This is a genomic window from Streptococcus sp. SCPM-O-B-23252 (M501), from assembly GCF_058200355.1.
Genome location: NZ_JBYQGS010000002.1, coordinates 110,442 through 124,032 on the forward strand (window position 1 = coordinate 110,442; position 13,591 = coordinate 124,032).

The 13,591-nt window shown below is 45.5% G+C and carries 13 protein-coding genes; 5 read left to right on the forward strand and 8 right to left on the reverse strand.

Annotated features, from left to right (window positions below):
- Positions 1 to 282: 282 nt before the first annotated feature.
- Positions 283 to 2,178 (reverse strand): M13 family metallopeptidase, encoded by a 1,896-nt coding sequence (locus AC3E6G_RS06875; protein WP_490700713.1) that lies wholly within the window; start codon positions 2,176 to 2,178, stop codon positions 283 to 285.
- Positions 2,179 to 2,326: 148 nt separating this feature from the next.
- Here AC3E6G_RS06875 and AC3E6G_RS06880 point away from each other — a divergent pair, with 148 nt between their 5' ends.
- The 4 genes from AC3E6G_RS06880 to tpx all read left to right on the forward strand — a co-directional run bounded on the left by AC3E6G_RS06880 (position 2,327) and on the right by tpx (position 5,427).
- Complete coding sequence (locus AC3E6G_RS06880; protein ID WP_490700714.1) at positions 2,327 to 3,049, forward strand: metal ABC transporter ATP-binding protein; 723 nt, start codon at positions 2,327 to 2,329, stop codon at positions 3,047 to 3,049.
- The gene (locus tag AC3E6G_RS06885; RefSeq protein WP_009732123.1) at positions 3,046 to 3,885 is read left to right on the forward strand and encodes a metal ABC transporter permease; all 840 of its coding nucleotides are present in this window, start codon (positions 3,046 to 3,048) and stop codon (positions 3,883 to 3,885) included. Before AC3E6G_RS06880 ends, AC3E6G_RS06885 begins: the two co-directional genes overlap by 4 nt.
- A gap of 25 nt (positions 3,886 to 3,910) precedes the next feature.
- Positions 3,911 to 4,843 (forward strand): metal ABC transporter substrate-binding lipoprotein/fibrin-binding adhesin FimA, encoded by a 933-nt coding sequence (fimA, locus tag AC3E6G_RS06890; RefSeq protein WP_490700715.1) that lies wholly within the window; start codon positions 3,911 to 3,913, stop codon positions 4,841 to 4,843.
- 89 nt (positions 4,844 to 4,932) lie between these two features.
- Positions 4,933 to 5,427, forward strand: coding sequence for a thiol peroxidase (gene tpx / locus AC3E6G_RS06895; protein ID WP_023027611.1), 495 nt, complete (start codon positions 4,933 to 4,935; stop codon positions 5,425 to 5,427).
- A 109-nt stretch (positions 5,428 to 5,536) separates the two neighbouring features.
- Here tpx and AC3E6G_RS06900 read toward each other — a convergent pair whose 3' ends face one another.
- Complete coding sequence (locus AC3E6G_RS06900; protein ID WP_195487386.1) at positions 5,537 to 6,562, reverse strand: DUF3114 domain-containing protein; 1,026 nt, start codon at positions 6,560 to 6,562, stop codon at positions 5,537 to 5,539.
- A gap of 140 nt (positions 6,563 to 6,702) precedes the next feature.
- Here AC3E6G_RS06900 and AC3E6G_RS06905 point away from each other — a divergent pair, with 140 nt between their 5' ends.
- Complete coding sequence (locus tag AC3E6G_RS06905; protein WP_490700716.1) at positions 6,703 to 7,356, forward strand: metal-dependent transcriptional regulator; 654 nt, start codon at positions 6,703 to 6,705, stop codon at positions 7,354 to 7,356.
- A gap of 298 nt (positions 7,357 to 7,654) precedes the next feature.
- On the opposite strand, the gene dtd is transcribed toward AC3E6G_RS06905, so the two are convergent.
- From dtd to AC3E6G_RS06935, 6 genes are all read right to left on the reverse strand, one after another.
- Positions 7,655 to 8,098, reverse strand: a complete 444-nt coding sequence (gene dtd, locus AC3E6G_RS06910) for a D-aminoacyl-tRNA deacylase (RefSeq protein WP_490700717.1) — start codon at positions 8,096 to 8,098, stop codon at positions 7,655 to 7,657.
- Between the two features lie 251 nt (positions 8,099 to 8,349).
- Positions 8,350 to 10,569: a RelA/SpoT family protein gene (locus AC3E6G_RS06915; protein WP_061564675.1), complete on the reverse strand. Its 2,220-nt coding sequence runs from the start codon at positions 10,567 to 10,569 to the stop codon at positions 8,350 to 8,352.
- A 250-nt stretch (positions 10,570 to 10,819) separates the two neighbouring features.
- Positions 10,820 to 11,569, reverse strand: a complete 750-nt coding sequence (locus tag AC3E6G_RS06920; protein ID WP_490700718.1) for a 16S rRNA (uracil(1498)-N(3))-methyltransferase — start codon at positions 11,567 to 11,569, stop codon at positions 10,820 to 10,822.
- A 1-nt stretch (position 11,570) separates the two neighbouring features.
- The gene (prmA, locus tag AC3E6G_RS06925; RefSeq protein WP_490700745.1) at positions 11,571 to 12,521 is read right to left on the reverse strand and encodes a 50S ribosomal protein L11 methyltransferase; all 951 of its coding nucleotides are present in this window, start codon (positions 12,519 to 12,521) and stop codon (positions 11,571 to 11,573) included.
- Between the two features lie 137 nt (positions 12,522 to 12,658).
- Positions 12,659 to 13,132, reverse strand: coding sequence for a GNAT family N-acetyltransferase (locus AC3E6G_RS06930; protein ID WP_490700719.1), 474 nt, complete (start codon positions 13,130 to 13,132; stop codon positions 12,659 to 12,661).
- Positions 13,129 to 13,563, reverse strand: a complete 435-nt coding sequence (locus AC3E6G_RS06935; protein ID WP_490700720.1) for an NUDIX hydrolase — start codon at positions 13,561 to 13,563, stop codon at positions 13,129 to 13,131. Before AC3E6G_RS06935 ends, AC3E6G_RS06930 begins: the two co-directional genes overlap by 4 nt.
- Between the last annotated feature and the right edge of the window lie 28 nt (positions 13,564 to 13,591).

The following is a 13,591-nucleotide window of genomic DNA, read 5'->3' on the forward strand; positions in this document are numbered from 1 at the left end:
GAAAATCAATCAATCGCCTAACTGAAGTCGAGACTACTTCCTTTGAAAAAATGATAAATCACTATCACAAAATTGAACTCGCCCTAAAAGCGTCGAGAAAAAGAGAGATTGCCTGGTGAGCATGGCCCACATGGTCAAGAAAGTCAAGCAATCACTCAACTGAAGTCGAGACTACTTCCTTTTGAAAAAAGATAAATCAATTGGCATTCATGGAATGCGGCATTGATTTCCTATTTTTCTGCAGGAAGTTTCGGTAAACCGAATCGTCTCTCCTATCTTAATTTACCAAATAATCACGCGGTCTTCTGGTGCACGCCACATGCCGTCACCTTCTTTGACATCAAAGGTTTCAAAGAATTCGTCAAAGTTTGGTAATTGAACATTGGTACGGAGTTTTCCTGGTGCGTGGACATCGACACTTGCGAGGAGTTGCATGTACTCAGTCCGAGCTTTCATGCGCCAGATGCGAGCAAAGTTGGTGAAGAATTCTTCTGCTGAGAAATCTTCCTCTTTCTTAGCCGCTTCAAGGGCTGCAGCGATACCGCCGAGGTCTGCCACGTTTTCAGAAACGGTCAATTTCCCGTTAATCTTGGCACCGTATGAGTCTTGACCTTCGAACTGATCGATAACTTTTTGAGTCCGAGCGGTAAAGGCTTCGTAATCTTCTGGCTTCCACCAGTCTTTCAAGCTACCGTGCTCGTCAAAGGATGCTCCATTGGTGTCAAAGGCGTGGGAGATTTCATGGGCAATGACCGCACCGATTCCGCCGTAGTTGGCTGATGATGATTGGTGAAGGTCATAGAAAGGTGCTTGTAAAATCGCTGCTGGGAAGACGATTTGGTTTTGTTGCGGATCATAGTAGGCATTGACCATATTAGCTGGCATGTGCCATTCGCTCCGATCGACTGGTTGGTTCCACTTACTCCAGACATGCTCGATGGAAATTTGAGCCAATTTTTGAGCATTTTCCACCAAGGTCTTGCTCTCGTCGATGATCTTTTTGGCGTATGTTTCAGGTAACTTTTCAGGGTAACCGATATGTGGTGTGATGACATTGAGTTTGACAATGGCTTTTTCGCGAGTCTCAGGAGCGAGCCAGTCCGCTTTTTCTAAGCGATCCTTATAGACCTCAATCATGGTCGCTACTTTATGCTCTACGTCTGCTTTCGCTTCTGGTGAGAATTTTTCTCCTGCATACCAAAGGCCAAGTGCTTGGCTATAAGGTCCTTCTGCCAAAGCCAAAGCGGCTTTTTCTTTCGGACGTGCTTCTGGTGTCCCTGTAATCGTACGGCTATACTCTCCAGATAAGACACGGATTTCTTCAGTCAAGAAAGACGTCCAAGAAAGAGCTGCACCAAGTTTCAACTTGGCATGAAGGGTTTCCCAGTTAGCTGCTGAGTAGAATGTTGGTGCAAATTCCTTCCAGAAGCGCTCTTCTGGAACAATGATAGTATCTGGCGTTTGCCCGATCACTTCTGTAAAGAAGGTATCGAGTGGCAATTCTGGAACCAAGGCCTTGAAATCTGCCCACTCATATGGATGGTAGAGTTTGTTGTACTCTGATTTTTCTTCGTTTGACAAGACATATTTGGCCAATTCTGCATCGGCCGCAATCACCTTATCCAGGATATCTTTGATTTCTTCCTCTAAGAAATCAAATTTTGCCAAGAGCTTTTCAACCATTTGACGCCAAACAGCCAATAACTCTGGGCCTTTTTCATTGCCTTCTTCATAGTAGGTCGTATCAGGCAAGATCAAACCGAGTGCTTCTCCCCATAAGACATTCATTTGGGCATTCATAAAGTCTGGTGATACGCTAAATGGCAAGAGATTTGGTTTGCCAGCTAGTTCATAGGTGCCTAACTTGCTGGTATAGTCTTCAAAAGAAGACAAGGCCTTAATTTCATTGATCAAAGGCATAGCTGGAGCGACACCAGCTGCTTCCCGTGCATCAAAATCTGCCACCATTTTATGGTATTTGACAAAGTTTTGCAGAATGCTGTCTTCAGGCAGCTCTTCTCCCCGTTGCCATTTTCCGGTAATATCCAACATCAAGTTTTCGATGTCTTGGATCAAGTCCATAAAACCACCGGTTGACGGTTTGTCATCAGGAATCACTGCCGTCTCAGCCCATTTCCCATTGACGTAATCATAAAAATCATCTTGTAAACGTACCATGATCTTCTCGCTTTCATTCTTTTCTAATAACCTTATCAAAAATAGGTCTATTTTTCAATGATTACAAGAGATTTAACCTAAATTATTTTAAAAATTAACTTGACTTAATTTTTTCATTCATGTATATTAATGATAAAGGAGTAAAATCATGATTCAAATTGAACATCTAAGTGTTGCCTACCAGCAAACACTGGCCTTGGAGGATCTTTCCCTCACCATCCAGGGTCCAACTATCCTAGGAATTCTTGGGCCCAACGGAGCTGGGAAATCAACCCTAATCAAGGCCATGCTAGGACTTCTCCCCCATTCGGGAAAGGTCCAGCTCGATCAAAAGGACCTCGGCCAAGTTCTTCAACGAGTGGCCTACGTCGAACAGAAATCCGCTATTGATTTCCACTTCCCCATCACGGTGCGGGAGTGTGTCTCACTGGGCCTCTATCCCCATCTTTCGATCTTCAAGCGAAAAAGCAAAGAGGATCTCCAAAAGGTGGAAGATGCCCTAAAACTTGTCAATCTCCTTGATCTCGCGGATCGCCAGATTGGTCAACTCTCGGGAGGGCAATTCCAACGGGTCCTAATCGCCCGCTGCTTGGTCCAAGAAGCAGATGTCATCTTTTTGGATGAGCCCTTCGCTGGAATTGACTCTGTTAGCGAGGACATCATCATGCAGACACTCCAAACCCTGAAAAAGGAAGGCAAGACCATCCTGATCGTCCATCACGATCTCAGCAAGGTTCCAGCTTACTTTGACCAAGTCCTCCTCCTTCATCGCAAACTGATTGCTTTTGGGAAAACAGAGGAAACCTTTACCAAAGAGAATCTGCATGCAGCCTACGGGCATGAACTCTTTATAGGAGGTGAAATCAGATGATTGCAGAATTTATCGATGGATTACAACAATTTCATTTCCTCCAAAACGCTCTCATTACAGCTATTGCCATCGGGATCGTCGCCGGTGCGGTCGGATGTTTCATCATTCTGCGAGGCTTGTCTCTCATGGGGGACGCTATTTCGCACGCAGTCCTTCCAGGGGTGGCTTTGTCCTTTATCTTAGGTATCAACTTTTTTATTGGCGCCATCATCTTTGGCCTCTTAGCTTCCATCCTCATCACCTATATCAAGAGCAACTCCATCATCAAGAGCGACACGGCGATTGGGATTACCTTTTCTTCTTTCCTCGCCTTAGGGGTCATCTTGATTGGAGTCGCTAAAAGTTCCACCGACCTTTTCCACATCCTCTTTGGGAATATCTTGGCTGTTCAAGACCAGGATATGTGGATGACCATTGGTATTGGTGTGGCTGTCTTACTGGCGATTTGCCTGCTCTTTCGACCCTTGCTACTTACTTCCTTCGATCCTGTCCTCGCTCAATCCATGGGCGTTCGGGTCAAGGTCTATCACTACCTCCTCATGGTGCTCTTGACCTTGGTTTCTGTCACTGCTATGCAGAGTGTCGGGACCATTCTCATCGTCGCCATGCTCATCACACCTGCTGCGACGGCCTATCTCTATGCCAATAGCCTCTGGTCCATGATGCTCCTTTCATCCGGATTAGGTGCTCTTGCATCCATCCTAGGACTTTTTATTGGTTATAGCTTCAACATCGCTGTCGGATCTTGTATTGTCATCACTTCTGCCGTCTTCTTTCTCATTAGCTTCTTTATCGCTCCCAAGCAGAGAAAGAACAGACATTCCCCTTCGTACTAAGATTAATCTCATAAAGGAGAAAAAAATGAAAAAACTAACTTCCGTCTTAGCCCTCTTTGTGGCTCTCTTATTTGGTTTACTGGCTTGTAGCAAAGACTCTTCTTCCAAGTCCTCATCCGATAAATTGAAAGTGGTCACCACTAACTCCATCCTCGCAGATATGACCAAAAATATCGCTGGGGATAAAATCGAGCTACACAGTATTGTCCCTGTCGGCCAAGATCCCCACGAGTACGAACCGCTACCAGAAGATGTCAAAAAAACTTCACAAGCCGACCTGATCTTCTACAACGGGATCAATCTAGAAACCGGTGGTAATGCTTGGTTTACTAAATTGGTCAAAAATGCCAATAAAGTAGAAAACAAGGACTATTTCGCAGTGAGCGAGGGAGTCGACGTCATCTACCTGGAAGGCCAAAACCAAGCTGGAAAAGAAGACCCTCACGCTTGGCTCAATCTCGAAAATGGAATCATCTACGCTAAAAACATTGCCAAACAATTAATCGCCAAAGATCCAAAAAATAAGGACTTCTACGAAAAAAATCTAGCAGCCTATACTGAAAAACTCAGTAAGCTAGACCAAGAAGCCAAGCAAGCATTCAAGAACATCCCAGAGGATAAGAAGATGATCGTAACCAGCGAAGGTTGCTTCAAGTACTTCTCCAAAGCCTATGGCGTCCCATCTGCCTATATCTGGGAAATCAACACGGAAGAAGAAGGGACACCCGAACAAATCAAAACGTTGGTAGAGAAATTGCGTCAAACCAAGGTACCGTCCCTCTTTGTCGAATCCAGTGTCGATGAGCGTCCTATGAAAACTGTGTCTAAGGATACCAATATCCCTATCTTTGCAAAGATCTTCACTGACTCGATTGCCAAAGAAGGGGAAGAAGGCGACAGCTACTACAGCATGATGAAATGGAATTTAGAGAAAATCGCAGAAGGTTTGAACAAATAAGGTTCCTGGCTCGAAATGATTTTCCAGTCAAATGAGTGGCCCTCCCTCTTTCATTGATGTACAATGAAAAGAAAAAAGGAGTCTTTACTATGACAACATTTTTAGGAAACCCTGTTACCTTTACCGGCTCTCAACTTCAAGTTGGCGATACTGCTCACGACTTTTCACTGACCACTCCTAACTTGGAGAAAAAATCTTTGGCTGATTTTGCTGGCAAGAAAAAAGTCCTCAGTGTGATCCCATCCATTGACACAGGTATCTGTTCCACTCAAACACGTCACTTCAACCAGGCCCTCTCTGACATGGAAGACACTGTGGTCTTAACCGTCTCTGTCGATCTTCCTTTCGCCCAAGGCAAATGGTGTGCTGCAGAAGGGATCGAAAATGCCATCATGCTCTCAGACTACTTCGACCATTCCTTCGGAAAAGCCTACGGCCTCTTGATCAATGAATGGCACTTGCTCGCGCGCGCTGTCTTGGTCTTAGATGCGGATAACAAGGTCACTTACGTTGAATACCTAGACAATATCAACAGTGAACCAAATTACGACGCTGCAATCGAAGCCGTCAAAGCACTTGGATAAAGTAAAAAGAGGTCTAGGACCTCTTTTTACTTTATCTATAAAATCTGTTCAGAGACTTTCCTTAGGTGAGTTTCTAAGAGGCCTTTGTCTTCAATCCGAAAGAGGACTACTATAAAATCCGATGGAGTCCATTCTGGAAGAGGACTCGCCAGCGTAAGCGTGGGATGCCTCTGAGGAAACTCCGCACGCGCCGTGCTACCTGTTGCTTGTAGCTCTTACCACCTTGTGCAAAGGTTCCCTTCCGGCTCCAATAGCCCTGCTCTCCGCGGTCATTCTTCGGAGCTAGATAGCGAATCCCCTGCTGATAGAGAACCTTCTTGCGAAAAGCTGGATCCCACAGTTTAACGGGATCGATATCCAAGTCCTTATGGGTATGGCCTTTGGCTAAGCCATAGTTGAAACTGGCTCCATTGACAATGCCATTTTCAGAAATCTGATACGGATCCACTTCGTTGAGAAAGTGGCCACCCTGATCCAGGATATACTCTGTATGAAAGTTGAGCAAGACCTTAAAATTCAACTGGGCCTGAGCACGAGATGGGAAGGCGAGTTGGCCGTCTTGATCTACATATACCTTATTATGGAGACGAGCTGCCGCATAAGCATCGATTTTGATCCCTTTTGTCTCCTGCAAGTAAGCTTGTAGCGCCTCTTCATCAGTCTGCCCCGCTCTGGCATAATGCTCCCGAATCCACTGGGCCTGGTAGGCAGAGAGCAGATAGCGAAACTGGTGAACCTGTCGTTTTAAGAGCTGATCTCCTGCTTTGCTGGCTAATGGATCCTGAGCAAATGCTACTCGAACCACTCTTGAAAAAGAGGACCAAAAAGACGAATGAGGCGGGCAAGCTAGCCAGAACCGCTTCAGTAAGAAGGCGGTCTCCTCACAGGTTCCCGATAAATCCCGTGGCATGAGACAGAGGTGCATGACCCCTCTTAAGAGGGCCTGGGCACGGCCTTCCGTCAACCCTTGCAGTTCTCTCTGCCACATCTCTTGGAAAAGAGGGCTGGCAAAGACGAAGACAGAGCGGTAAGAGTCTTGCCTTCTTGCTTCATCTTCGCAAGACTGCAGTCGTTTTTCTAAGTAGCTGAGACCTCTGGTCGTCCAGCCCAGTTTTTCCAATTCCTGTCGCTGCATTTGCACCCTCCTTTCCACATTGCTCTTGTTTTATGCTTCTATACTATCATCTTTCGCCCTCCCAGACAATTCCTATCCACTGGCCAAGCCATTTTGCGCTTTTTTTGATATACTAGAAGGAGCGAAGAAAAGAGGACCCTATGACACCAAATAAAGAAGATTACCTCAAGTGCATCTATGAAATCGGCACGCAACATGAAAAAATTAGTAACAAAGAGATTGCGGCCCGGATGCAGGTTTCGCCTCCAGCCGTGACTGAGATGGTCAAGCGAATGATCTCGGAGAATCTCCTCATCAAGGATAAGACCCACGGCTATCTGCTTACCGAGCTCGGCCTTCAAACAGTTTCCGATCTCTTTCGCAAGCACCGATTGATTGAAGTGTTCTTGCTCAAAAAACTGGGCTATACAACTGAAGAAGTCCATGAAGAGGCTGAGGTGCTCGAGCATACTGTCTCCGACCGCTTTATCGATAAACTTGACCAGATGTTAGACACTCCTAGGACCTGCCCCCACGGAGGAACTATTCCACCTAAAGGACAACTCCTCATCGAGGCTTACCAGGACCGTTTGAGTGATGTCAGCGAACTGGGAACCTATCGTTTGCGAAGAGTCCAGGATAGCTTTGAATTGCTGAATTTTTTAGACCAGATCCAACTGACCATTGGAGATGACATTCTCTTCAAAGGATACGACGATTACACTGGCCTCTATCAGCTCCAGATCAAAGACCAAGACATCCAGATCAATCATCTGATTGCCCAACAACTTTACATAGAAAAACATGCCCTTTAATCAAGGGCATGTTTGAATGTAGCCAAACTACTTTTTACTTAAGATAGCTGGATAATTTTTAAAATAAGTTCTTCTGTTACTTTGAATTATTAAAGTAAATCCGAAACTTTCCGCCGTGAGAAAAATGCTTGAAACAATAATGTTTCAAGCATTCGGGAGTTTTGAAACCTTAGGTTCAAAACTAAGTCATGGAACTTCGTAGAAGTTCGCTGACGTCCGTACTCACCTAAGGAAAGTTTCTAGGAATACTATTTCTTCAATCCCACATGCTCTTAATCAAGGGCATGTTTTTTTCTTTCTATGGATTTTTCGTATCGAGGATGATAGTCACTGGGCCATCATTGATGAGTTCGATTGCCATATCTGCAGCGAAGATCCCACGTTTGACAGGGACTTCCTTTTCTAACAAATCATTGAAGTCATCGTAGAGCTGGCTGGCCATCTCTGGATTGGCTGCCCCGATAAAGGCTGGACGATTGCCTTTTTTTGTCTGGGCAAAGAGGGTAAACTGCGAAACAGATAGGATTTCCCCTTGAATATCCTTAACAGATAAGTTCATCTTCCCTTCTTCATCCGAGAAAATTCGCATTTGCGTGACCTTTCGTACTGCGTATTCCAGGTCCTTTTGGTCATCCTCAGGACCCACTCCCACTAAGAGCAGAAGCCCATCCCGAATCTGACTATAGACTTGACCATCAATAGAAACCGAGGCCCTTTTGACCCGTTGAATCACTAATTTCATCTTATTATCCTATTTTAACAATCTATTGAGCATTCACTGCTACCTTCAAAGAAAATCGACATCAGACAAGGCAGTGAGACGAAGACAGTACTGAAGTACGGCGAGGCGAGCTAACCAAGCAATAAATGAATTCTAACCACGCTTCTCAATCTTCAAAGAAAATCGACATCAGACAAGGCAGTGAGACGCAGGCATAACTGTAGTTAGGCCAGTTGAAACTAACGCAGTATGAAGTCGATTTTCGCAGAAGATTAGCCGTTGGTACGCTTAACAGAGTACACCTCCGGCACACTCTTAATCTTATCCACAACCGTTGTCAACATAGACAGGTTTGGAATCCCGAAGGAAATGTGGATATTAGCAAATTTCATATCTTTGGTTGGTTGGGCATTGACAGTTGAGATCATCTTAGCCGTATTAGAGAGGACTTGAAGGACATCATTGAGAAGGCCTGCACGGTTGAGGCCGTAAATATCGATATGGGCGATGTAGTCCTTGGTCGTGTTATTGTCTTCCCACTCGACATCGATCAAACGTTGCTCGTAGTTGTCTTGGGCTCTCAGGTTCATACAGTCTTGACGGTGAATGGCAACCCCACGTCCTTTGGTAATGTAGCCGACAATTGTATCGCCTGGGACGGGATTGCAACACTTGGCAATCCGGATCAAGAGACCAGAAGCCCCTTGGATGACTACGCCACCTTCATGGCGGACCTTGAGGGTATCTTTCTTGTTTTCAACCTTAACTTCGCCACCTTTGACCAGCTCTTCGGCTTCCGCACGCGCCTTGGCTTTTTCCTCTTCGCGGCGCTCTTCTTCCGTCAAACGGTTAAAGACAGAGATGGCTCCCACTTCTCCAAAACCGATGGCCGCAAACAGGGCCTCTTCGGTCTTGTAGCTGGTCTTTTGCAAGACCTTGTCCATGTGCTTCTTGTCCATGAACTTGTTGGCAATCATATCATGCTCATGGAATTGAGCCATGAGCAACTCTCGTCCACGGTTGATCGAGAGTTCCTTGTCTTGGTTTTTAAAGAATTGGCGGATCTTATTACGCGCCTTGCTAGTCTTGACGATATTGAGCCAGTCACGGCTTGGACCAAAGGAGTTGGCATTGGTAATGATCTCGACCTGATCCCCTGTCCGTAGCTTGGTATTGAGAGGCACCATCCGGCCATTGACCTTAGCTCCGACAGCCTTTTCTCCTACCTTGGTATGGATCTCATAGGCAAAATCGATCGGACCAGAGTCTTTTGGAAGGGAACGGACAGTTCCATCTGGGGTAAAGACATAAATCTCTTCGGCCAGATAGTTTTCTTTGACCGTATCGACAAATTCTTTGGCATCATCCGCCTGGTCTTGGAGTTCCATCATCTCCTTGATCCAGTTCATCCCAATAGCTGATTCTTTGCTGTTGACTTGGCCCTTGATCCCTTTCTTATAGGCCCAGTGGGCCGCAACCCCGTACTCAGCAACCTCGTGCATTTCCTTGGTACGGATCTGGAACTCGATGGGACCTTTTGGACCGTAGACAGTGGTATGGATAGACTGGTAACCATTGGCCTTACGGTTGGCGATATAGTCCTTGAAGCGACCTGGCATGGGCTTCCAAAGCTCGTGAATATAGCCCAGCATGGCATAGACGTCACTTGGTGACTCTAGGATACAGCGAATGGCAATCAAATCATAGATTTCATCAAAGCGCTTCTTCTTATCCTGCATCTTGCGATAGATGGAGTAGATATGCTTGGGACGACCATAGATTTTCCCGTAGAGGTGGCGTTCCGCCGCATAGGACTCGATCTTTTGGACGACTTCTTCTACCAAGGCTTCCCGCTCGCGACGCTTCTCCTTCATCATATGGGAAATCTTGTAGAATTCGACTTCATTGAGATAACGGAAGGATAGATCTTCCAATTCCCACTTGACGCTGGAAATCCCAAGACGATGGGCTAGTGGTGCATATATTTCCATGGTTTCTTGAGAAATACGCTCTTGCTTGTCCTTGCGCAAATGCTTCAGAGTCCGCATGTTGTGCAGGCGGTCTGCTAGCTTGACCAAGATGACACGGATGTCTTGAGACATGGCCATGAGCATCTTGCGGTGGTTCTCTGCCAACTGCTCTTCATGGGACTTGTATTTGACCTTCCCGAGCTTGGTCACTCCATCGACAATCACTCGGACATCATGTCCAAATTCGCGCTCTAGATCATCTAGAGTTGCGTCTGTATCCTCGACAACGTCGTGCAAAAAACCACAGGCAACGGTCACAGCATCCAACTTCAATTTTGCCAAAATGCCGGCAACTTGAATAGGGTGGATGATATAGGGTTCACCTGATTTACGGAATTGCCCACTATGGCAGTCGACCGCATAAAGGAGAGCTTTTTCTACAAATGCAACATCCTCTCCCGACAAGTATTTTTTGGTAAGGGCAATAACCTGGCCCCCTGTTAAAGGTTCTTCTTTCGGCATCTAGTTTTCTCCACTTTCTTGCCTTCTATTCTATCACTTTTAGCTCTATATGAAAACTAGTCCGATTGACTTTCATGCTATTTGAGGAGCTTCCCAGCACTATCAGCCAGAAATCCCGAACGTAGGCTCCATTTTTATACAAATACTCCATTTTTTATAAAAATTCATTAATTTGTAATATATAAAAAATAAGAAAACGAATAAATTCTGAATAAAATAAGATATAAAAGAAACGCGTGAAGATCTATCTTCACGCGTTTTTCATTAATTCTGCGATAACACTCACGGCGCTGAGGGCATAGAGTGGCGCTGTTTCTGCTCGCAAAATACGAGGACCAAGTCCTGCTAGAACAGCTCCTTTGGCTTCAAAAGATTCAATTTCAGCAGGTGAGAGACCTCCTTCTGGACCAAAGATAAAGAGCAGTTTGGCTCCTTTTTCAAGACCAGCGACAGCTTGGATGAGGGCTGCTGATTCTCCTTCTTTAGCTGACTCTTCGTAAGCTACAACAATAGAATCAAACTGGTCCAGTTGGGCTAGAAAGTCTGCCTTTTTCTCAAAAAGGGTAATACTTGGAACAAGATTCCGCTTGCTTTGCTCGGCAGCACCAAGGGCAATTTTTTCTAACTTCTCAACCTTTTTGACCAATTTCTTGCCGTCCCATTTGGCAACTGACCAGTCAGCAGGGAAGGCCCAAATCTGGCTAGCGCCAAGTTCTGTTACTTTCTGGGTGATAAACTCGAGCTTGTCTCCTTTAGGGAAGCCTGAGGCAATGGTCACTTGGACTGGTAGTTCTACATTGTCAGCTAATTCTTCAACCAACTCAAACTGACGAGCCTCTACATTGACCACGCGCGCCAAGCGCTTGATCCCATCATCAAAGACTAGGGTTACCTCATCATCCTCTTTCAAGCGCATGACCTGAAACATGTGCTTGCTGGTTTCCTTGTCCTCGATGGTGACAGGCGATATGGCAAGGCCTTTTACAAAATACTGCTGCATGCTAGCCTCCAATCACACCGGAGACATCCTTGGTCTTCTTGAAGACGCAGGCATTCCATTCCCCTTGGATCATGTGGGTTTCAAGGAAAAATCCAGCCGCTTCTGCTGACTCACGGACCATGTCCCACTTCTCCCTGATAATGCCACTCATGATGAGATAGCCTTCATCCTTGACCAAGCGATAAGCATCATCTGTCAGATGGATAAGGATATCCGCCAAGATATTGGCCACGATGACATCTGCCTCAATCTCCACCCCCTTGAGCAAATCGCCTGGCGCTACATGGATATTTTCCATCCCAGGATTGAGCTCAATATTTTCCTGAGCCACTCGAACCGCTACATCATCCAGGTCATAGGCAAAGATTTCCTTGGCACCCAGAAGAGAGCTAGCAATAGAAAGAACCCCTGAACCAGTCCCTACATCTAGCACTGTTTCGCCACCACGAAGAACCTGCTCCAAGGCAAAAAGACTCATCTTAGTCGTCGGGTGTGTTCCAGTCCCAAAGGCCATCCCTGGATCTAGCTTGATAATCTTTTCTCCCGTTGTTGCCTCATAGTCCGTCCATGATGGCACAATGGTCAAATCATGAGTGATACGAGCAGGTTCATAGTATTTCTTCCAGTTGTCCGCCCAGTCTTCCTCAGCCAAGGCTGTCGTCCCAATCTTGACCTCTCCCAAATCCATAAAATCGGTCAATTCTGCTAAGCGAGCCTGCAAGTCCGCTTCAACCGTTGCCACATCAACCGTTTCCGGATAGTAGGCTGTCACCACAATTTCTTCTTGCTGCTCGACCTCAGGAAAAATCTCACCGAAACGGTCAACATTTCCAACATAGTCCATGCTGTCTTCAACCGCAACACCTTGGGCACCTAACTCGATCAAGAGATTGGAAACCAACTCCTCTCCCTCGCGCTTGACTGTAACCTTTAACTCTTGCCATGTTTCCATCATTAAGATACCAAGCCCGTAAAACACAAAGCCAAAATAGGAAACTCTCTGAAGACACTTGTGTCTAAGAGAAGTTTATCTTTTTGGCATAGTGTTTAGGGCGGGTTCAGTTTAGAAATTTAACCGAACCGTCCTTTCTATTTCTCTATCAATTTTTTCATGTAGACCATATCCATGCCTTCTTTTTCAGGCTCGATATGGGTTTGATGGTAGCCATTCTTCTCGTAGAACGCGACCATGCCTGCATCCTGTAACACCGTACACAAATCCCATTGTCTAACGGTTGAAAATTCCTCTTCTAGCAAGCGTAATCCTTCAGATCCATACCCTTTTCCCTGATACGGAGGCAGAATCGCTGCCGTTCCTAACCAAGCTTCCGTTAACTCTTCATTGGTCTGAATTCGTAAAAAACCAATCTTCTCTTCGTTTTCTTTCACAAAGTAGTAATAGCTATTGGGACGCTCGACTAGTTTCCATTTGATTCGTTCGCGGTCCTCCAGGTAAGGATCGTATTCATCTTGGTATTTTTCATAGACAGCCTTAAAGCTGGCTCTCTGAATTGCAATAATAGTTTCTAAATCCTCTGCTCCCGCTCGTTCAAGTCTTATCATAAACTTTCCTCCAAATAATCCCTCAATCTCCCCTGGAGCTGAGGCACAGCCTGTTTAGAATTGAGAAATTCCTCAATAGGCATCAATTTATAGCCTTGTCCTTCATCTCCGAAGATGATATTGTCAAATTGTTCTTGTCTTAGCTGACCAACCATAAAGACCGATTGCTTGTCTTTAAAGATTACGCTAGGATAAATCTTGCTCCAAAGCAGACAGTCTTCATCTAAATGAATTCCCAGTTCCTCATAAACTTCACGCCGAGCGCATTCAAATGGGCTTTCGTCCCCTTCACGGCCACCACCTGGCAACTCCCACATGTTGGGACAAGGGATATCGTCCTTGTCATCACGTAAGATAGTCAAGACCTTATCCCCACAAATCAAGGCAATCTTGCAACCTTGGAAATCCATTCTGCTATCCAATAATTCCATGATATTTACTCTTTTCTATGATAACAAT

What these genes read in the sequence shown, in the direction of transcription:
- dtd (WP_490700717.1), bottom strand. Translation starts at nt 8,098, where the DNA reads ATGAAATTAGTGATTCAACGGGTCAAAAGGGCCTCGGTTTCTATTGAT.
- tpx (WP_023027611.1), top strand. Translation starts at nt 4,933, where the DNA reads ATGACAACATTTTTAGGAAACCCTGTTACCTTTACCGGCTCTCAACTT.
- prmA (WP_490700745.1), bottom strand. Translation starts at nt 12,521, where the DNA reads ATGGAAACATGGCAAGAGTTAAAGGTTACAGTCAAGCGCGAGGGAGAG.
- fimA (WP_490700715.1), top strand. Translation starts at nt 3,911, where the DNA reads ATGAAAAAACTAACTTCCGTCTTAGCCCTCTTTGTGGCTCTCTTATTT.
- AC3E6G_RS06935 (WP_490700720.1), bottom strand. Translation starts at nt 13,563, where the DNA reads ATGGAATTATTGGATAGCAGAATGGATTTCCAAGGTTGCAAGATTGCC.
- AC3E6G_RS06900 (WP_195487386.1), bottom strand. Translation starts at nt 6,562, where the DNA reads ATGCAGCGACAGGAATTGGAAAAACTGGGCTGGACGACCAGAGGTCTC.
- AC3E6G_RS06905 (WP_490700716.1), top strand. Translation starts at nt 6,703, where the DNA reads ATGACACCAAATAAAGAAGATTACCTCAAGTGCATCTATGAAATCGGC.
- AC3E6G_RS06915 (WP_061564675.1), bottom strand. Translation starts at nt 10,569, where the DNA reads ATGCCGAAAGAAGAACCTTTAACAGGGGGCCAGGTTATTGCCCTTACC.
- AC3E6G_RS06930 (WP_490700719.1), bottom strand. Translation starts at nt 13,132, where the DNA reads ATGATAAGACTTGAACGAGCGGGAGCAGAGGATTTAGAAACTATTATT.
- AC3E6G_RS06885 (WP_009732123.1), top strand. Translation starts at nt 3,046, where the DNA reads ATGATTGCAGAATTTATCGATGGATTACAACAATTTCATTTCCTCCAA.
- AC3E6G_RS06880 (WP_490700714.1), top strand. Translation starts at nt 2,327, where the DNA reads ATGATTCAAATTGAACATCTAAGTGTTGCCTACCAGCAAACACTGGCC.
- AC3E6G_RS06920 (WP_490700718.1), bottom strand. Translation starts at nt 11,569, where the DNA reads ATGCAGCAGTATTTTGTAAAAGGCCTTGCCATATCGCCTGTCACCATC.
- AC3E6G_RS06875 (WP_490700713.1), bottom strand. Translation starts at nt 2,178, where the DNA reads ATGGTACGTTTACAAGATGATTTTTATGATTACGTCAATGGGAAATGG.